The organism is Synechococcus sp. C9 (genome assembly GCF_022984075.1).
GTDB lineage: Bacteria > Cyanobacteriota > Cyanobacteriia > Gloeomargaritales > Gloeomargaritaceae > Gloeomargarita.
In genome coordinates, this window is the sequence record NZ_JALAAD010000002.1 from 34284 (window position 1) to 51932 (window position 17649).

Sequence of the window (17649 nt, forward strand, 5' to 3'; positions counted from 1 at the left end):
CACTTCTTGCAAAAATTTTGAGATTTATTTCCATCATTGGAATTACAGTCTCTTTAAGTAGCTGTCATCCATCTTTTTTGAGAAAGTTTCCAAGTCTCGGATCGCATTTTTCTTCTGCTGAGGTTTCTATGTCTGCAACAATTCCTTTTCAAACGATTGATTTCGGTTACACACCCCTGGAAGAGCAATTTATCCCCCAACCACAAGTGTTTATTTTTACGAACCATGTAACATGGGAGCAGTTGTGGCAAAGTAGTAAAATTTTAGACCTCAATTTACAAAAACCACCAGCTCCTCAGTTTGATTTTAAGCGACAAACTCTTATTGGACTGACATCTGGCTCCCGTTCAACAGGAGGTTATGCCCTACGCATTGATAAAATTGAAGTTGTAACAAGTGCTGAGGGTGATTCCTGGATACTACATTACACGGAGTTGGTGCCTGGTAGAAATTGCCTAGTTACCCAATCTCCCACTACACCTACAGCTTTTATTGCAGTTGAGGTGCCTGTTTTACCGATCAAGCTACAGGGGAAAACAGTTTCTATGGAGTGTTAGTAGTCATTTTCCGGCATTGCTGATTCTATGGCACGGGAGCTGGAAGTGCGCCGGGGGTTCTCCGTATTTCTGAATTTGGTTCCACGTTCGTCAGCAATGGTGAGGACAAGAATAATCTTCTCGCTTTCATTGGCAATACCATCACTTTGAGTGATGTCACCGATAAAAGTACCAAAGTTCTCAGGACAGAACTGGACGTGGCAACCGAGGAGGGGATTTTCTCCCTGGATGTGGCCTTCGGTGCGGAGTTTGCCAACTATTTGGGGGTGAAAGCCGCCAACACCCTGCGTTCCGCTGCGGATGTCCAGGCACTTCTACAGAACATCTACAAACAAACGGGGCGCAAAACGGCTATTGTCTATTGGGTGTTGGATCAGATCAACCTAAGTATCGTAATGCTCACCCCAGGCATTCCCCAAGGCGTTGCCCAAAACCAGGGCGTCACGGTGGCCTCGGTTGATTTGGCAACAGGTCTGGTTCAGCAACCGAAAACTGCACCGCTTGTCTATCGGGGGGTGCCCAGTGCCCGCCGGGATGAAGTTCTCAGGGTGATCAGTCGCTTCCGCAATCAAGTGGCAGACCGTCGCTGGGTAGGGGGCAAAAAATACCTCCAAGATGCGCAAACCCTCTACCGCTGGCTAATTGAGCCGATTGAGCCAGAATTGCAAGCGCAAGGGATTGATAGCCTACTGGTGGTACCGGATAGGGGGATTCGCCTCCTGCCGTTGGCCGCTCTCCATGACGGTAAGCAATTCTTAATTGAGAAGTACAATCTGGCAATCACCCCCAGTATCAACCTCATTTCGACCCAGTATCGTCCTCTCCAGGGGGCGCAGGTGCTGGCAATGGGAGCCTCCACCTTTACAAATGAAAGCCCCCTGCCCTCCGTGCCCACAGAATTGAAGACCATTACCAGCGTCTGGCCGGGTCGCTATTTCCTCAACCAAGACTTTACCCCAGAGCGGTTGATCCAAGAGCGCAAGTCGGGGCAATTTCGGATGGTGCATTTGGCCACCCACGCCACCTTCAAACCTGGGGATTTGCGTGATTCTTACATCGTATTTGGCAACAATCAGAACCTGCCCGTCACCCAATTGCCCCAACTCTCCCTACAGGGGGTAGAATTACTGACCTTGGGGGCGTGTCGCACACTGATCGGAGACATAACTGACCCAACGGTAGAATTTGGCTTTGCGGGTTTGGCGGTGAAAACCGGTGTGCAAACCGCAGTGGCCTCGCTATGGAATGTGGATGATACCTCTACTTTTGCTTTGATGGCAGAATTTTACACCAACCTCCAGAGTACCCCGATTAAAGCAGAAGCTCTACGGCAAGCCCAACTGGCATTACTACGGGGTCAAACCAAAGTGGAAGGCGGTCAACTGCGTTTGGTGACCCAGAGAGGACAGAGCATTCCTTTGCCCCCAGAACTGGCTCAAGTGAAAGGACTAGACTTTGCCCACCCCTACTTCTGGTCTGGGTTTAGTATGATTGGTAGCCCCTGGTAAGGCGGAGGATGCTTTTGCGCCATACTTAGTCTGTCGTCTCGCAGGCATTCGTCTATTTCTATCTGGGAAAAGAGGTTTACAGCCGTATCCTGTAACCACTTAAAAGGCTGTCTCTCCCTGTTTACTCACCAGAATTTAATCCAATTGAGATGATATGGTCAGTCCTAAAAAATTTTATCAAGTGCAAATTCGTGGCGTGGATGTCTTTCACCCCCAAACTGGGGAAGTACGCTCCAGCAATGGGGATGAGATTGCCTGTTGGTTCCTAGACACCAACTACAACCATGAGAGCTTTTTTGTCCGTCATGCCTATTTTATTGGAGCCAGTAGCGACCCCTACAAAGCCCTGAAAAACTCCCTCAGAGCCGAAATAGACGAAGCCACCTGGGACACACTGAGAAGCGACACCTCCCGCCCCTTCCCCAAACCCACATCGGGTAATATCGCTGTGAAAGTCATCAACCACCTGGGCGATGAAGTCTTGAAAGTCTTTAGAGTGGAGTAGAATCGCTTGAAGGATATACAGTTTATTTGTCAATTAAAGGATACAAAAAGCCTTGATTATTCTAATTCTAATAAAATTAGCATGATTGACCAATGTATCCTATAATTACTTAAAAGATTGTATAGCAATCCTATTGGAGAGTACAACAGTAATTGCATGAGAGGTATGCTGTCAGCTGGTTTCTGTAAGTGTCTGTCTAACAATGACTTGGGCACTTTCGACAGAACTCGACAGCATCAGTCTTCCCCAGCTTGTTGCTTGAGTAGGTTAATGACATCCTCAGTTGACATACCCCCCTGCCTAAAGACAGGGGATTCTTGACGCTTCACAGACCGACGCCACCGAACCTTTCGGCTCAGTGGTCTTACTCAATCTCCACGTCCGTTTTTGAGTCGGGCGATGCCCCATCCCGACTTGTTCTATATATTTCGCTGAATTTTTCTGAAGACCCCAATGTCTTACTACATGACAAGGAAAAAAGAACACCAACAACAAAGTTTTAGATGTTAAGATATAGGAATCTTAGATTCTATGACGTATAATAAGTGTGACTGTAACCCATCACATCCTCCGCCATTTTCTCTGTATCTTTTATCCGTATCTCCCCTGACATCAGCTTGGGTAACAGGCGATCGCTTATTTCCTCTATTGGTAGTTATGGTTAGCGATTTTTGCATAAAGCACAACAGGATCGAGGTCTGCGCCATTCTCCTAGCAAATTGTTCCTAAATCTGGATTGACTCTAACAGTAGCAAAATATACTGAGTCTTGTAGTGGTTCAAAGATGCCGCTAAATTTAATAATTTCTGCTAGATCAACAATGCCCTCTATACCATCTTCAAAGGTAAGATGCAGTTGATAGTCTTTTATTGGTTTTACGGCAGTAATATCTTTCACCATTGGGATATGTTTTGCGGTTGTAGGTTATTAGCTAAGCGAATCAAACCGTCAATGGATAGGTCTTCATCAATGGTGAACCAGTGGATACCATAGCCAGATGGGGAAATTTTATAGAGGTTTCGTTCTGCTTCGGTAGCTTGAGCTAGCCGTTTGGATGTTCGATCAATAGGAATGTGATAGGTCGAGCCATCCACCGTTAAAATCATATTCTCTTGGTCAAAAGTGAGGCTTTGCACTATGTGATGTTTACTCATAGCTGATCTCCAAAATAAGTGTTCCAAGCTTCCACAATTTCATCAAAATTTTGTAGAATAATTTTACGCACCTCTCTAGTATCTCGCTTAGTCATATTATAAGCATAGGCTTCTCGAATGTCATATATAGCAATCCTACTTGATTAGTGAACAGAGATTCCCCAGAACCAAGGACGGGGGCGGTGCCCCTGCGACCCCTATTCCATTCTCATTTAGGACTGCTATAGTTCCAAATCGAGCCAATATTTGCATTCAGCTTCTCCCTTTTGGGCGTGGATGTGGATTGGTTCTGCTCCTTCGTTGGAATAGAAATGAAATCTCCAGCCACGCAAATATAGAACGGTTGGCACTACAGCACATCCTTCACCGGTTGCTCTGCTACCCGAATCTCCCCTGACATTAGCTTGGGAAATTTTAATAGCCATTCCTGCTCGATCGTTTTAAGAGATTCCAGCATTGCAGTTAGATCACCGTTAAATTGAGCATCTCGATCGGCTCGGATTTTATGTAGTTCCTCGATAATTGGATCATTCCACATGGTCATCTCCTAAAAGTTCTTCAGGTGTACCGATAATCGAGGGTTATAGTCGTTTCACAAGAAAATGCAACACTTTGAAGCACTGGTAATCACTGTATCCCCTTCTAGGAAAGGGTTTGCAGGTAAAGGCGAATGTCGCAAACTTGTTTGAAATTACTATATTTTCTATCACAGGGCGTTTATTAGCATTGGCAACTGGATAAGAGCCATTCTGAGGGTTATCAGTCCATGCTCTAGAGGAAAGCTACATCAGAAGGGGCTACATCGTGGAAAATAGAGACTATTCTTTTGGCTACACAAGACTTTCACGATATGGAGTATACATAAGCATTCTCGTCCCGACAATGTACTGCACCACATCCATCGCATACCACTATGCGGGTGGAAAGGTCTAGTTTTCCCCAGTGCCAGTTGCACTTAGAACAATGTTGGCTCGTTGCCTCCCATCGGTCGAGAATGCGAAGTTCCCGCTGGAACTTTTCACTTTTTGCCTTGCACAACTCACGAAACCTACGCCATCCCTGTCTGCTGATTGCTTTAGACAACTTGCGGTTCTTCATCATTCCCCGCACATTCAAGTCTTCCAAACAAATAACTTGGTTTTCGCTCGTGAGTTTGGTTGACAATTTGTGCAAGAAATCCGTCCGCATATCGTCAATACGACAATGCAGTTTAGCAATTCGCAACCTAGTACGCTCCCACCGATTTGACCCTTTGACCCGGCGGGCTAACTGCTTTTGCAGTTGAGCAATCCGGTCGTACAAAGGAGCATAGTCCGGGCTATGGTATTTAGTCTCGTCGCTACAAGCAGCAAAGGTTTTGATGCCTAAATCTACTCCAATGCTGGGAGATTTAGCCTCAATGTTCTCCAGTTCTACCTCCACGACAAAACTCAGAAAATACCGCTCCGCACTGTCTTTGATGACCGTAACAGAGCTTGGCTTGCTGGGTAATGGTCGGCTCCAGATAGGCTTAACGACCCCTATCTTGGCAAGGTACACGCCTTCCCCCTGCAGGGAAAACGCATTACTCATTAAGGTTGCGGATTGGTTAGTCTTTCTCTTCTTGTATCGTGGTGCCCCTCCTTCCTTGTTGAAAAACTTTTGGTACGCTTCCTCTAAATGCCTCAATGATTGTTGAAGTGCCACACTCGACACCTCTTTCAACCACTGCACCGACTCTTTTAGCTTAGTTAGCCGACTCGATAGCTGGTTGTACCCTAAATACTTTCCAACAGCCTGGCAATGAGCTAAAGCCTCATTCCAAACATACCGAGCACAACCAAATAGTTTAGCTAGGCTGTTTTTCTGTTGGTCTGTAGGATAGAACCGGTATTTATATCGGGCTACCATACGCTAAAATTGAGTCGGTATGTCTATTGTAGCACATGGAATTTAGAAGAAACCGCAACAGCATATCTAGCCTGCAAGCTCACCTGGTATTCGTCACCAAGTACAGAAGGAAAGTACTTACTTAAGAAAGTTTGAGACTGATAGAGGAATCCTTCCAAGGTGTGGCAAAAAAGATGGATTTTGCGGTATTGGAGTGCAACGGGGAAACAGACCATATCCACCTTCTGATTGCCTACCCACCTAAGTGGTCTATTTCCCAAATAGTGAATGCCTTGAAAGGAGTTTCTAGTAGGAAATACGGACAGGCTAAGTTACCAAAACCCTATGGCAAAACAGCTCTGTGGAGTCCTAGCTATTTCGCTTCTAGTGTTGGTGGCGCTCCTCTCCATGTTCTGATTGCTTACATCCAAAATCAAGAAAAGCCGTCCTGCTAGGCGTAGCCGTGCCGGAGGCATTGGACGGGATTTTAGACCCAATTCTTTGATAACAGGTACTCACAGAAATCAGGTTCCGGCGCGCTTCCCATGTGGTTACTGTTTCAATCTCCGATAGGTTTGCTTTAGCCTCGTCCCTTCAGCCGGGATAGTGCAGAAAGCTTGTAGCAATCTCACTTAAATTGTGAATAAAACTTTTATGCTCAGAGCGTATGTTGCAAGGCGTTGCCCTATTTTGATGGCTTGTGTGGCGTAGCCATGTAACCTTGCTATCAAAGCCTATGATAGTTTTTCGATAAAATTGATAGGAAAAATGTTACTTTAATTTTCACCATCATCCATGAGCGCATCGCAACTTGGAAAAACCAAGCCACCAACGGAGTGGCGGGAGTACCCGGAACCGATTGATAACCAGCAGGTCATCCGCACCCTGGAGCAAGCGCTGCAGGATTTGGAGAAAATAGGGGATGTTACCATTCCCAAGGAAACGCATCTCGCCATCCGTGAGATTGAAGATGCAAAACTCAGAGAGGAACGCATTTTTGCAGTCCTAGAAGCGGCGGGGGTAGCCTCCCTCCCCTTTAGTACACCTCTATCCCTACTGTTTTTGCTGTTGGGTTGGCGACAGGGGGTGCGCTATGAGAAGGTGCGGCGACTTGTGGCGTTGATGAAGGAGTTGGATGAGGCGTTCAAAGAACAAGGGATAGAAATGACCGCCCTGGTGGAACATCCGACCAACGAGCCTGTGGACCTTTTGCTGAGGTTTCCCGGCAAGCATTTCTTTTTGCTTTGCATCCGTTCTTATGGGGATGCGGAGGTGGTTTTTAATGAAAAGCGGCAAAGATTCTTCCAAAAAAAGCCCGATGACAAGGGTTTACGCTCAATTCTTTTAGACCCGGTTGACACTTTAATGCAACACGTTGTCTGGTTGCAAAAACACTACCGCCCATTTTTCGGCGGGACTTCCCGCGCTGCCAAACGACCTTTGCCCCGCATCCTGGTGATCTGGAAGCCCAGCCGTTTAGCACAACATCGGGAGGAATTGTATGAAACCTTTGGGGAAGCGAAGGTTTTGTCAGCTCGTTATGAAAAAGGTGGTAGCCTCTTTGCGGTGAACCGGGAGGATGTGGTAGTCTTTGTCAAAGAGTATTTAGCATTTCGTATCAACAAGGAGCGAGGCGATGAGCGGGTAGATTGAAAAATTCTTTTGAAATAGGGGGAAGAGATTAGGTCTGGTTCAGACACTCTCTCCCGATTAGGTTGCGCCCACCAGTGAAAGGGCTTGCAAAAAAACACCAATCTCTTTGCCAGGGGATTTAGGTGTTATTTGCACTATAGCATAAGCAAGCATCTTTTCGTAGTGGTGGCGTGACGCAGGCAAAAATCCTGACCAGTCACCAGTGATGCTTCCCAGAATTGTTCCCCAAACCATAGAGAGTGTTGTCGCACCTGCCCTACCCGAGCCGGTACTGCGGGAGTTTCGGGCATCCGCCATCCCCGATGACCTGACCCTCGCCAATATCGCAATCCTCACCGGGGAGCCTTTACTCGAGGAGTTGACCGGGAGTGCGCTCGGCGAGTTGGGCGGTCACAGCCAGCAGTACTGCACCCAGGCAGTCAAGAAAATCCTCGCCAAATATGAAACGGTAGCGGCAGGGGGAGCCTGGGTCTGTTACGGGCAGACGCTCGACGGGGAGAAGGGGAGCATCCCGGTCATCAAACCCTTTCGCCCCCGCAGGGTCACCCAGGGCACCGGCATCACCCAAAAACAGAAGGTCATCAAGTATGAAACGCCCGTCGGTGCCAAAGGCACGCCCATCCTACCCGTTGTCCCAGAGAAATATATTCAACTCATTGAACAGCGATTTGGGGTGAGGATTCCCCGGGAGATACCCTTCTGGCAGGCAGTTTTAGCCAATCCCGCCATCCCCTTGTCCATTCACGAGGGACCCAAAAAAGCCCTAACCGCCATTGCCCAGGGTCTGCCTGCCATTGCCATCCGGGGGGTGACCATGTGGCGGTTGAAAGGCACGGATTTCCTTAGCGATGAATTGGAAACCTTTGCCCAGAAGGGACGCCGGATTTTCCTGTTTTTTGACCAGGACAGCGCCCCCAAGACCCGTAGAAATGTGTTCAAGCAGGCGGTGAAACTGGGGCAAGCCTTCACCCGCCACGGTTGTGATTTCCGTGCCGTCACCTGGGAACCGACCCTCGGCAAAGGCATTGATGATGTACTGTTCACGATTGCCCCGGAACACCGCTGGGAGTGGTTGGGCACCCTGTTGGACAACACCCGCAACATCCGCCAACTCAACCGGGAACAGGCGGTGGAAACGGCTCTGACCCGCCTGGAATCTTCACAAAAATTAACCTACCCGGTGGAACGGCATACGGAGTCAGCCTATCTGCCGGAATTGCCTGCTTTGTCTGCCCATGCCATTCACGGGTTATGCGCCCCCATGAACAGCGGCAAAACCTATCGGATTGGGCAGGATTGGGTGTCGGCTTGGAAAGCCCAACGGGAGCATTTTGTGATTGTGCTGACTCCCTTGAACAGTTTGGGGGAACAGACGGCACAGCACTGGGGCTTGCCCCACATCCACAGCTTCCCCAACAGCGAGGCGGGGCAAAAAGGGTTGGAAGCCTGTATGCGCCATGCAGGGGGGTTGGTGTTGTGCCCCGATTCCCTGCACCGGCTCCCGGAGTGGGTGTGGAGTCAGCAAATCTTGCTGGTGCTGGATGAGGCCAACCAGGTTTTGGAACACCTGGTGCGGGGGCAAACCTTGGGCAAGCGTTGGTCGTGGATTAATTGTCGGTTTGTCCAACTAGCGCAGAGTGCCCAAGCCATCGTCGCTTCCGAAGCCAATTTGCCCGACCGTGCCCTCGACCTGCTCAAAGTGCTGAGCAAAAAAGAGACGGTGCGGCTGTTTACGCATAGGAAACACCAACAACCCTGGCAAATCACCTTTTATACCGGCTGTAGTCAGCACAACTCTGGGTTCTTTGCCGAATTGCTGGCGCAATTGCAAGCGGGTCACAAGCTGATGTTTGTGAGTAGCTCGAAATTTGCGGGGCAGAGGCTCGAGGGGATGGTGCAGGCGGTACTCCCCCAGCTGAAGGTGGTGCGGATTGATTCGGATACTAATGAGGGCAGTGCCTTCACGGACTTTTTTGAGCAACCCGACCAATGGCTGGAAGACCAGCAACCCGATATACTCATCTGTTCCCCGTCGGTGAAATCGGGGGTGAGTATCCAGGGGGGTCTGCCGCCAGAACAAGCCTACTTCCATTCGGTGTGGGGTTATTTCCCCTCGGGCACCACCGATATTCATCTGCAATTGTTGGGGCGATTCCGTCCTGCCGTGCCTCGTCATATTTATTGTCCGCCGGTGGTGTTCTCCGACTCGGATGAGAGTAGCCTGTCTGCCCAGGTGATTGGGCGGGAATTACGCAAGACAGCCCAGGCACTCACCCAATGGCTGGGTTTGAGTCATTTACTGGACATCCCGGATGAAGCAACCGAGCGCATCCAAAATGCCCTGTTTGAGTTTTACGCCCAATCCCATGCGGTTCACGGTGCCATGCGGCGGGCGAGTTTGGACTACCTGGTTCAGCGATTGCAACAGGACGGACATCAAATCACCTACCAAGCCCTGCAACTGTCTGCCCCAATCAGGGAATTGATGGGCACCGTGCACCGTGCCATCGAGTACCAGAAAGCGGAAAACCTGGCAAACGCCCACCTGGAGCCAGAACACACGGTGGACTGGGCACAGCAAACGCTCCAATCCCAGTGCAGTTTGGCGGACCGCTACCGTGCCCAAAAGGTGTTGTTGCAACAGGACTTTCCCGGGGTGGATTTCAACGATGTGGGTATCTGCCTGCAAGCGGTGGTGGAGGACTACAGTGCCCTCCTCAAGGGGGTGAAGTTGCAGGTGCACGCCGAAAACCCGGAACTGGTGAAACTCCAGGATGCCTACAAAGTGCGGGAGATTTTGCACAACCAAACCCTCAAGGGCATCCACAAACTGCCCAAGGGCACCATCTGCGCCCTGCTCATTAACACCTTGCGGGTCTTGGAACTGTTGGACAAGACGTACAGCAACCAGAGTGCCCTGGTGCAGGAGATAAAGGCACTGGCGTTGCATCACCGGCGCTTGATTGAGCGATACCTGCATTTGCACATCAAGCCAGAGCAAACCGGGGTGCATATCGTCAATAAACTCCTGAGACGTTTGGGGTTAGAGCCAAAAGCGATTGCCCGCCCGGGCACCAAAGAGCGGGAACGGCATTACCAAGTGGTAGGGAGCGAATTGCGGCGTGCCTTGTTGTCCGCCTACCGCAGTCGGTTGTCCAGCCTACGTCCACCGTTTTCATCCAATAATCTGGAGGTAAACCTAAATCGTGGACGGGGTGTCAGTACAGAACTCCCACATCCGGGTGGGGGAACGGAAAATGCAGTACAACAGCCCAATCCACCGCCGGGGAGGGAAGACATTTCTCCCTGTTGAGACCCCAAACAAGGGAATTTGAAGGGATTTCCCCCTGCTGGATAGCTGAGGGGACCAGGGGAATGTGTGGGTTGGGTCCCTGTTCAAGGATGTATGTCGTCACCGGTGCATCTGTTCACCTAGGTTGGGGGAGCAACGGGCAATCCCCATCGGCAAAACATGGGGTTTTCTCTCATGGAAGTAGTCAGAATAGAGGAGTGAGGGTGGAGGTGTGAGATGGCGGCTTAAAGAAGGGCGCAAGGATGTGGAAGTTCGAAAATGTCCACAGAGAATATGCTAATTTATGTCAAAACATACTTGGCTGGGATTAATAAATATCCATGCAGGAAGTACTCACCCAACATCTTTCCACCGCCGAATACTTGGCATGGGAGGAGCAACAAGAAGAGAAACATGAATACGAAGACGGCAGAATTTATGCCATGGCGGGAGCCAGCGAAAATCACATCATTATCACCGATAACTGCACCGCCTTCCTTGTCCCGAAACTGCGAAGTGGTCCGTGTCGCTCCTTTTCCTCAGATATGCGGGTTAACATAACCGAAAACATCTATTACTATCCCGACCTGCTAATTACCTGTGACGAGCGGGACCGCCTGCATAGAAATCACAAAAGCTATCCTTGCCTGATTATGGAAGTACTATCGGAATCCACAGAAGCACGGGACCGGGGTGTGAAATTTGCCCACTATCAAACCATTGAATCTTTACAAGAATATGTTCTCATCAGTCAATCAGCACAACGAATAGAAGTCTTTCGCCGTTACAATAGCAAACTATGGCTTCTGCAAACCTACACTACAGGGGAAACCATTCAACTACAGAGCATCAATCTGGAGATTCCTATTGCTGAAATTTATGCAGGCATTGACTTTGGGGATTAAACCTAACAACTTAAACAAATCCGTTGCGTACTGACACGATTTTCTATCAACTGTCTCAGACCTTTCCCACCCTATTGATGGAGCTATTGGGGGAAGACCCTGCCAGCATCGCCAGCTATCAGTTCACCTCGGTAGAAGTGAAGGAAAAAGCCTTTCGCTTCGATGGGATATTCCTGCCCCAAAGTGAGGATAAAACTATTTGGTTTGTAGAAGTGCAGTTCCAAAAGGTGAATGAATTTTACAGCCAGTTATTTAGCGAGATATTTCTATTTTTGCAACAGTACCGCCCGGTGCAGGATTGGGGGGTGTTGGTGTTGTTTCCAGACCGGCAGGCGGAACCAGCTCTAAGTAAGCAATATCGGGAATTGCAGGGGAGAGTGCGGGCTATTTATCTGAATGAATTAGAACCGGGGACATCGGTGATATTGGGGCTGGTGAAATTAGTCGTTACCCCAGAAACGGAAGTTATTAAAGCGGCACAGGCGTTGGTGGCAATGGGGCAGGGGGTGGATGGTTTGCTAGAATTTGTGGAGACGATATTGATTTACAAGTTAAAGACCTTGAGCCGAGAGGAGATAGAGCGGATGTTTACCCTAGGAGATTTACGGCAGACGCGGGTGTATCAAGAAGCCAAGCAAGAAGGACACCAAGAAGGCTGGAAAGAAGGGTGGAAGGAAGGGTGGCACGCAGGGGAGCAGAGGGGTAGAACCATAGCATTACGGGAAACCCTTTACCGCCAAATCGCCCGCAAGTTTGGCAGGGTGCCAGATAGCATCAGCACTAAACTAGAACAGTTATCCTTAGAGCAACTGGGGGCATTTGCGGAAGCCATCATTGACATCTCTTCCCTGGAGGAGTTGGAAAATCTCAAGTTGTAAGTCGTATATCAGGAAGGTGAATTAGGGAGATGAATATAGATTACTCTGTATATCCAGATCAGGAATTGGTTAGTTTAGATACGGACGAGGACAAGGCGGATTACCTGCACCGGATTTGTGCCGCTTGGGACTTTGGTATTTTGCCTACAGAGGATACCTTCAAATTATTTGCGAATTGGGAGCATATTTTCCGCAAATATCCTTGTTATGGCTCCCCAGCTTACCAAGCATTTCAAGAATACTTTGGTTGGGAATTATTGGAGGATACCAATGTGTATTACGGATTGAAAGATTATTGGAAAGAGGTAGATAACATTGATGGTAGATGTTATCCTGACCCTTGTGAACATATGATCTAAATTCATGCAACCATTTATCCCCCAAAATCTTGACCCAATTGCTCTAGGTATTCTTAATGTACTTACGCAACATTCTGAGTCTAATTATATAATTCTTGGAGAATATTTTGCCTTGAAACATTACTTGGATTATCGTGATACTAATTACCATGACCAAAAAAAAGAGCCTGCTCCCCGTAACTTTGCCCAGAGTTGCTTAGATTTACACAACAGCGGTGACTCCAAGGGACCAGAACGACGGTTCCGCTCGCTACTCGATACTGACTTGGTGGATATTCAATCACCGATCACGGCTCTAGTACGACAAATCAAGAGCAAAAAGGATAGAAAAATAGAGGTTTATTATCCCGAACTCATCGCCGATTTGAGAAATTGGGATCCTCCTGATCAATTTATCCAAGACAAGTGGGCTAAAACTTTCTGGGGAGTGGCATCATCTCCAGACATACCGGTTGAAGAAACAGAGGAAGAAGTATGAATCAAATCCGATTTACAACTCATGCCTTGGAAGAAATGCGCCGTCGGGGTATCACTCAAGAACAGGTAAAAGCGGTTCTTGCCAGTCCGGGACAAATCTTACCAGGACGAAATCAACGCATGATCTATCAGTCAAAGATGGAATGGGGCAGTGGCAAACCCTATTTACTGCGAGTATTCGTAGATGAAAGGGAGTCCCCAAGTCTGGTAATTACCGTTTACCGCACCAGCAAAATTCAAAAGTATTGGAGGATGCCATGAAAATCATTTACGACCCAGAAGTGGATGTGTTGAGAATTTTATTTCAAGACATACCCATTAGTGACAGTGACGAAGATGAAACTGGTATCATTTTTGACTTTGATGACCAGGGTAATGTAATTGGATTGGAAGTGTTAGATGCTTCTAAACGTATTGATGACCCCCAAACTGTCAGCTACATGATTGCAAGACCCACAACTCATTGATTCACGTAAATAAGGAGGCAACGATGCACCAACTCGCTGTTGTTATTGAAAAGGGGTAGTACTCTCTTTGTAATGCTCAAGAAATGGTGACAAGGACTCTGTAGCGGGTAGGTAGCTTTACTTCTCCAGGGAGAAGCATCACGGGGTAGGGTTAGACATTGCTCAAATATCCATGAGATAAGGCTTTGCGGGAATTAACTCCCTAGAACTTAGAGAGCCTACCGTCTGGAATGGTATCCACTCCCTTGGGAAGGCATGGTGCTGATTGTGGTATTATTGTAATAACAAACAATTACTTGGATAGCACTACCGACTTTCCGTAATTCCACCTTCACCAACGCTAGAAATATCGATGTACTCAATCCATTCTGCCTTAAAGCTCTTGTCTACTGTTGCAGGATTGATCTGTTTGACATACTCGCCTGTCCTAAAGGACAGGGATTCTTGACGCTTCGCAGACCGACGCTGGCAAGCCAGTCTGACTCAGTCTCCACGTCCGTTTTAGAGTCGGGCGTTCGCCTCTGGCGGCGCGGAGCGCTTTGCCCCATCCCGACTTGTTCTATGTTCCGAGGAGTTCTCATCCCTGTCATGGACGGCCCCGCATCCGTCACAAACCACAACACGGGTAGCCAGATCGAGCTTGCCCCAGTGCCAACCACACTTCGAGCAGGTTTGGCTTGTCGCTACCCAACGATCAATGACCCGTACTTCTCTGCCGTACTTGTTGCCTTTGGCATGGCACAAAGCACGAAACGCTGCCCACCCTTGCCGACTAATTGCCTTCGACAATTTGCGGTTTTTCAACATCCTTCTCACATTGAGGTCTTCCAAACACACGACTTGGTTTTCGACCGCGAGCTTGGTTGAGACCTTGTGCAGGAAGTCTAACCGCATGTCGGCAATGCGAGCGTGCAGCTTGGCAATCCTGAACCGGGTTCGCTCCCACCGCTTGGACCCCTTCACCCGCCTAGCCAGTTGCTTCTGCAACCGGGCTATGCGCTGGTACAAAGGCTCGTAGTTAGGGCTGTGGTACTTAACTCCGTTGCTCGCAACAGCAAAGGTTTTAATACCCATGTCAGTTTTGGAAATTAATGCGACAGGTTGCCCCATCCGGCTTCGATTTCAGTAGGTATAGCTAAACATACAAAGGTTGACATGATATGGGTCGCAGGGCGTAGCCCCACATTGGTTTCCCAGAATCTTAAGGCGACAACCTTAACCTACCTAGCTATATCTTCCGAAATAAATGCGACAAAACTCAAACTGGATGCCCTTCATACCAACCTATCCTTCACCTCTGTCGCTTTTATTTCTGCAATGTCGCTTCTATTTCTGGAAATGACACCACCATTGCCAGCGGTATTAAAAGCTATGATGCTATTGCGAATTGTGCCGCCATTATTAGTCCAAATCCCCCCGCCACTGAAACTAGCCGTATTGCCCGACACGGTGGCGTTGGTGAGGGTGACATCATTATCAGAGTAAATCCCTCCGCCAAAGCTACCAGCCGTTAGGATTGCTATAGCACTACCCTAGGGGCAATCATGCTCAAACTCACTGAGTTCTTTGGCAAAAAATTGCACCAATTCGTGACAATGTTTTTCCACATTTTTCCAGTCTTGCCAGTAGGGAATAAGTTGTTTATAGGTTGACAAATCTGTACTATCCAAATCAAAAGGTAATGGCTGGGCAAGCTGACGTAATAATTGCTGTAAAACTGATTGATGATTCGGCTGTGGATAGTATTCATCAAGTTGTTGTAATGCTAGATAACTTTGGTGTGTTCCCAATAGATTCGCCAGAGCAACCGTATCCAGATAATCCCGCGTCGCATTACGGCGGATGACCAAAAAGCTCTTGATACGCAACATTTCCGGTAGGGTTGGCACCCTAACCATACCCCCTGGCGTGTCCATGACTTGGGTTTCTAAAGGTCGGGAACGTATTAATTGTCGAATGCCTGTTTCAATGCCATCCAAAGAACCGAGGATGAGAACGGGTCGCCTGCATCGTGCGGTCTGCCATCCCGATACACTTTCCAAATCGCTGAGAACTTCATCAAAAATACTCTGCAAATTAGGGAGAATATGGTCAGTATCAAAAGAGATACGATGCTGGGCATACAGAGCACTTGCTGTACCACCTACTAGAACTGCATCGGGAAGAACACCTTGCAAGCGAGAAGCCACTGATAATAAGTCTTCCCAAGTAAAGTCGGTCATTGTTAAATGTAAAATGGTAGCTAACCAATTCCATTCTAATTCAGGTGGTTTTCCACGGGGTTCCCCCTCAAGAACTCGCTCAAAAAAACGATAGGATTGTTCACTTTCACTAGGATAATTGCGAATGACCTGCTTCAGTTTATTACGAACCATTGCTTGGGATTGCAGTGCCCGTAATAATTCTATCCAATCACTTAAAGAACCCCGACTAATCACATCATCTATAGCCGCCAAACACCATCTATTTTTTTCGTTTAATTCTAAATGTCTGTGCTTCATCCAACTGTACCCAGAATTATTTTGATTCCTGAGAAAATCTAGGTATTTACTAGTGCGATTAATATCATTGTAGCATACAGCCTGTTCACAAATTAAAGGATACAAAAAATTGTGTTTCCAAGGCTTGACCTCCATTGTCATTTGCGGAAATAAATGCGACTTTGCAGAAATAAATGAGACACCAAGGGCTAGAACTTCGGTATTATCGGCAGAAACACTTGCGAGCGTTGCATTTATTTCAAGTAAATAGGCGATGGAGTCGCACTTATTTCTGCTCCGCAGTGCTACCACCCTAGAGCAACCGATAGTGCCGTCGCATTAATTTTTGAAACTGACAGTGGTTTATCAAATCGAACCCGCCGCACTGTCCCTGCTACGCACCTTCGGTACCCGCTCTGAAAGACCTATACAACGGTGATGGCTCTCTATTGGTGTCTAGGAAAAGGTTACCTGTGATGTTCTAGGAAAGGGCAAGTAACAGAGAACTGTTCCAATAGTCTTTCCTAGACATGAAGTATGGTTAACTAGCGATGAGCAAGGGTGATGGTTCTTGATTAGTGTCTAGGAAAAGGCTATCTGCGGTGTATAGAGTAATTGCTATTTGCAGAAATAGATGAGACACCAAGGGCTATCACGGTATTTTTATAGTCGCAGGATTAGAGGTGAGTTCAAGGAGTACCTCGACAAAATTGACTGGAAAGATGCTTTGTGGAATGAGTCGTACTTCATCACTTCATGCGGAGGCGTGACAGTTTCGGTGTTGCGTCAGTATATTGAGAACCAAAACATCCCCGCCTCTCATCCCGACTCTGACCCTGCGGGTACAGGGCGGGGCTTCTCGGCGGTCTAGCTAATTCAAGGGAAGAAAAACTATGACTGCTGCTGTGTCTTCTCAGCCAATGACGTTTGCCGAGTTCTTAGCGTGGAAGCCCAACAGACGCTACGAACTACACAACGGAGTTGCGGTTGAGCTACAACCCACCGGGAAACATGATGAAATCAGTGGTTTTCTTGCCAGCGAATTAGCATTAGAAATCCGCAGGTGCAACCTCCCTTATTTTCTAGGTCGGGACACCTTAATCAAAGCACCGGAAGGGGATAGCGCCTACGCTCCTGATGGAGTGGTGATTGACCGTACCGCCTTGGCGCGGGAACCCCTGTGGCAGAAATCCTCGACGCTCATCCACGGCACCTCCATTCCTCTTGTCATTGAAATCACCAGCAACAACTGGCGAGATGACTACTGGCATAAACTCAGTGACTACGAGACGTTAGGCATTGCCGAATACTGGATTGTTGACTACCAAGCGTTGGGGGGTCGTCGGTACATTGGTGAGCCGAAAGTCCCCACAATTTCGGTTTTTCAATTGGTCAATGAAGAATATCAAACGCAATTATTTCGGGGTCATGACCGGATTCGCTCTAAAGTTTTCCCGGAATTAAACCTCACGGCAGAGCAGGTTTTTCAAGCTGGAGCCTAGCACGGTCAAGGCACTTCCGTCCGCATCAACCCAAGGGGTGTTT

20 protein-coding genes and 2 pseudogenes are annotated in these 17649 nt (G+C 48.1%); 14 read left to right on the forward strand and 8 right to left on the reverse strand.

What is annotated here, in order from left to right; translation table 11 throughout:
- Positions 1-128 precede the first annotated feature (128 nt).
- The 3 genes from MLD66_RS14015 to MLD66_RS14030 all read left to right on the forward strand — a co-directional run bounded on the left by MLD66_RS14015 (position 129) and on the right by MLD66_RS14030 (position 2570).
- Complete coding sequence (locus MLD66_RS14015; protein ID WP_247219282.1) at positions 129-557, forward strand: protease complex subunit PrcB family protein; 429 nt, start codon at positions 129-131, stop codon at positions 555-557.
- Positions 558-703: 146 nt separating this feature from the next.
- Positions 704-2065 carry a CHAT domain-containing protein gene (locus tag MLD66_RS14020; RefSeq protein WP_247219284.1) on the forward strand — a complete coding sequence of 454 codons (1362 nt, stop codon included), beginning with the start codon at positions 704-706 and terminating at the stop codon, positions 2063-2065.
- Between the two features lie 154 nt (positions 2066-2219).
- On the forward strand, positions 2220-2570 hold the full coding sequence (locus tag MLD66_RS14030) for a hypothetical protein (protein WP_247219287.1): 351 nt from the start codon (positions 2220-2222) through the stop codon (positions 2568-2570).
- Positions 2571-3281: 711 nt separating this feature from the next.
- Here the strand turns inward: MLD66_RS14030 and MLD66_RS14035 are convergent.
- The 6 genes from MLD66_RS14035 to MLD66_RS14060 all read right to left on the reverse strand — a co-directional run bounded on the left by MLD66_RS14035 (position 3282) and on the right by MLD66_RS14060 (position 5614).
- Positions 3282-3470: a DUF2442 domain-containing protein gene (locus tag MLD66_RS14035; RefSeq protein ID WP_247219289.1), complete on the reverse strand. Its 189-nt coding sequence runs from the start codon at positions 3468-3470 to the stop codon at positions 3282-3284.
- On the reverse strand, positions 3464-3724 hold the full coding sequence (locus MLD66_RS14040) for a DUF2442 domain-containing protein (RefSeq protein WP_247219291.1): 261 nt from the start codon (positions 3722-3724) through the stop codon (positions 3464-3466). Before MLD66_RS14040 ends, MLD66_RS14035 begins: the two co-directional genes overlap by 7 nt.
- A complete protein-coding gene (locus tag MLD66_RS14045) occupies positions 3721-3858 on the reverse strand; it encodes a hypothetical protein (protein ID WP_339397079.1) in 138 nt (45 codons plus the stop codon). Before MLD66_RS14045 ends, MLD66_RS14040 begins: the two co-directional genes overlap by 4 nt.
- 87 nt (positions 3859-3945) lie before the next feature.
- Positions 3946-4149: a DUF4160 domain-containing protein gene (locus MLD66_RS14050; RefSeq protein ID WP_247219294.1), complete on the reverse strand. Its 204-nt coding sequence runs from the start codon at positions 4147-4149 to the stop codon at positions 3946-3948.
- Positions 4074-4268, reverse strand: a complete 195-nt coding sequence (locus tag MLD66_RS14055) for a hypothetical protein (protein WP_247219374.1) — start codon at positions 4266-4268, stop codon at positions 4074-4076. The genes MLD66_RS14050 and MLD66_RS14055 overlap by 76 nt, the downstream gene beginning before the upstream one ends.
- 299 nt (positions 4269-4567) lie before the next feature.
- Entirely contained in the window at positions 4568-5614 is a 1047-nt protein-coding gene (locus MLD66_RS14060; protein WP_247219296.1) for a transposase, read from the reverse strand.
- Between the two features lie 35 nt (positions 5615-5649).
- On the opposite strand from MLD66_RS14060, the pseudogene tnpA reads away from it, so the two are divergent.
- The 9 genes and pseudogenes from tnpA (at position 5650) to MLD66_RS14105 (ending at position 13624) form a co-directional block, all read left to right on the forward strand.
- Positions 5650-6048 (forward strand): annotated as a pseudogene (tnpA, locus tag MLD66_RS14065) (IS200/IS605 family transposase).
- Between the two features lie 340 nt (positions 6049-6388).
- Positions 6389-7246, forward strand: coding sequence for a hypothetical protein (locus MLD66_RS14070; protein ID WP_247219298.1), 858 nt, complete (start codon positions 6389-6391; stop codon positions 7244-7246).
- A 205-nt stretch (positions 7247-7451) separates the two neighbouring features.
- Positions 7452-10559 (forward strand): plasmid replication protein, CyRepA1 family, encoded by a 3108-nt coding sequence (locus MLD66_RS14075; RefSeq protein WP_247219300.1) that lies wholly within the window; start codon positions 7452-7454, stop codon positions 10557-10559.
- 320 nt (positions 10560-10879) lie between these two features.
- Positions 10880-11443, forward strand: a complete 564-nt coding sequence (locus MLD66_RS14080; protein WP_247219303.1) for a Uma2 family endonuclease — start codon at positions 10880-10882, stop codon at positions 11441-11443.
- Between the two features lie 23 nt (positions 11444-11466).
- Complete coding sequence (locus MLD66_RS14085) at positions 11467-12321, forward strand: DUF2887 domain-containing protein (protein ID WP_247219305.1); 855 nt, start codon at positions 11467-11469, stop codon at positions 12319-12321.
- Between the two features lie 29 nt (positions 12322-12350).
- Positions 12351-12680 carry a hypothetical protein gene (locus MLD66_RS14090; RefSeq protein WP_247219307.1) on the forward strand — a complete coding sequence of 110 codons (330 nt, stop codon included), beginning with the start codon at positions 12351-12353 and terminating at the stop codon, positions 12678-12680.
- A 4-nt stretch (positions 12681-12684) separates the two neighbouring features.
- Positions 12685-13158 carry a type I-E CRISPR-associated protein Cse2/CasB gene (gene casB / locus MLD66_RS14095; RefSeq protein ID WP_247219309.1) on the forward strand — a complete coding sequence of 158 codons (474 nt, stop codon included), beginning with the start codon at positions 12685-12687 and terminating at the stop codon, positions 13156-13158.
- Positions 13155-13418, forward strand: a complete 264-nt coding sequence (locus MLD66_RS14100) for a DUF4258 domain-containing protein (RefSeq protein WP_247219311.1) — start codon at positions 13155-13157, stop codon at positions 13416-13418. Before casB ends, MLD66_RS14100 begins: the two co-directional genes overlap by 4 nt.
- Complete coding sequence (locus MLD66_RS14105; RefSeq protein WP_247219313.1) at positions 13415-13624, forward strand: DUF2283 domain-containing protein; 210 nt, start codon at positions 13415-13417, stop codon at positions 13622-13624. Before MLD66_RS14100 ends, MLD66_RS14105 begins: the two co-directional genes overlap by 4 nt.
- Positions 13625-14125: 501 nt before the next feature.
- Here the strand turns inward: MLD66_RS14105 and MLD66_RS14110 are convergent.
- Both MLD66_RS14110 and MLD66_RS14115 read right to left on the reverse strand, forming a co-directional pair.
- Positions 14126-14734: a transposase gene (locus tag MLD66_RS14110; RefSeq protein WP_247219315.1), complete on the reverse strand. Its 609-nt coding sequence runs from the start codon at positions 14732-14734 to the stop codon at positions 14126-14128.
- A gap of 422 nt (positions 14735-15156) precedes the next feature.
- On the reverse strand, positions 15157-16416 hold the full coding sequence (locus tag MLD66_RS14115) for a hypothetical protein (protein ID WP_247219317.1): 1260 nt from the start codon (positions 16414-16416) through the stop codon (positions 15157-15159).
- A gap of 355 nt (positions 16417-16771) precedes the next feature.
- Here MLD66_RS14115 and MLD66_RS14120 point away from each other — a divergent pair.
- Positions 16772-16975, forward strand: a pseudogene (locus tag MLD66_RS14120) (transposase); the annotation flags it as partial.
- Between the two features lie 22 nt (positions 16976-16997).
- Positions 16998-17606, forward strand: coding sequence for a Uma2 family endonuclease (locus tag MLD66_RS14125; RefSeq protein WP_247219319.1), 609 nt, complete (start codon positions 16998-17000; stop codon positions 17604-17606).
- The last annotated feature ends 43 nt before the right edge of the window (positions 17607-17649 follow it).

What these genes read in the sequence shown, in the direction of transcription:
- MLD66_RS14015 (WP_247219282.1), top strand. Translation starts at nt 129, where the DNA reads ATGTCTGCAACAATTCCTTTTCAAACGATTGATTTCGGTTACACACCC.
- MLD66_RS14030 (WP_247219287.1), top strand. Translation starts at nt 2,220, where the DNA reads ATGGTCAGTCCTAAAAAATTTTATCAAGTGCAAATTCGTGGCGTGGAT.
- MLD66_RS14035 (WP_247219289.1), bottom strand. Translation starts at nt 3,470, where the DNA reads ATGGTGAAAGATATTACTGCCGTAAAACCAATAAAAGACTATCAACTG.
- MLD66_RS14040 (WP_247219291.1), bottom strand. Translation starts at nt 3,724, where the DNA reads ATGAGTAAACATCACATAGTGCAAAGCCTCACTTTTGACCAAGAGAAT.
- MLD66_RS14050 (WP_247219294.1), bottom strand. Translation starts at nt 4,149, where the DNA reads ATGGCTATTAAAATTTCCCAAGCTAATGTCAGGGGAGATTCGGGTAGC.
- MLD66_RS14055 (WP_247219374.1), bottom strand. Translation starts at nt 4,268, where the DNA reads ATGACCATGTGGAATGATCCAATTATCGAGGAACTACATAAAATCCGA.
- MLD66_RS14060 (WP_247219296.1), bottom strand. Translation starts at nt 5,614, where the DNA reads ATGGTAGCCCGATATAAATACCGGTTCTATCCTACAGACCAACAGAAA.
- MLD66_RS14070 (WP_247219298.1), top strand. Translation starts at nt 6,389, where the DNA reads ATGAGCGCATCGCAACTTGGAAAAACCAAGCCACCAACGGAGTGGCGG.
- MLD66_RS14075 (WP_247219300.1), top strand. Translation starts at nt 7,452, where the DNA reads ATGCTTCCCAGAATTGTTCCCCAAACCATAGAGAGTGTTGTCGCACCT.
- MLD66_RS14080 (WP_247219303.1), top strand. Translation starts at nt 10,880, where the DNA reads ATGCAGGAAGTACTCACCCAACATCTTTCCACCGCCGAATACTTGGCA.
- MLD66_RS14090 (WP_247219307.1), top strand. Translation starts at nt 12,351, where the DNA reads ATGAATATAGATTACTCTGTATATCCAGATCAGGAATTGGTTAGTTTA.
- casB (WP_247219309.1), top strand. Translation starts at nt 12,685, where the DNA reads ATGCAACCATTTATCCCCCAAAATCTTGACCCAATTGCTCTAGGTATT.
- MLD66_RS14100 (WP_247219311.1), top strand. Translation starts at nt 13,155, where the DNA reads ATGAATCAAATCCGATTTACAACTCATGCCTTGGAAGAAATGCGCCGT.
- MLD66_RS14105 (WP_247219313.1), top strand. Translation starts at nt 13,415, where the DNA reads ATGAAAATCATTTACGACCCAGAAGTGGATGTGTTGAGAATTTTATTT.
- MLD66_RS14110 (WP_247219315.1), bottom strand. Translation starts at nt 14,734, where the DNA reads ATGGGGCAACCTGTCGCATTAATTTCCAAAACTGACATGGGTATTAAA.
- MLD66_RS14125 (WP_247219319.1), top strand. Translation starts at nt 16,998, where the DNA reads ATGACTGCTGCTGTGTCTTCTCAGCCAATGACGTTTGCCGAGTTCTTA.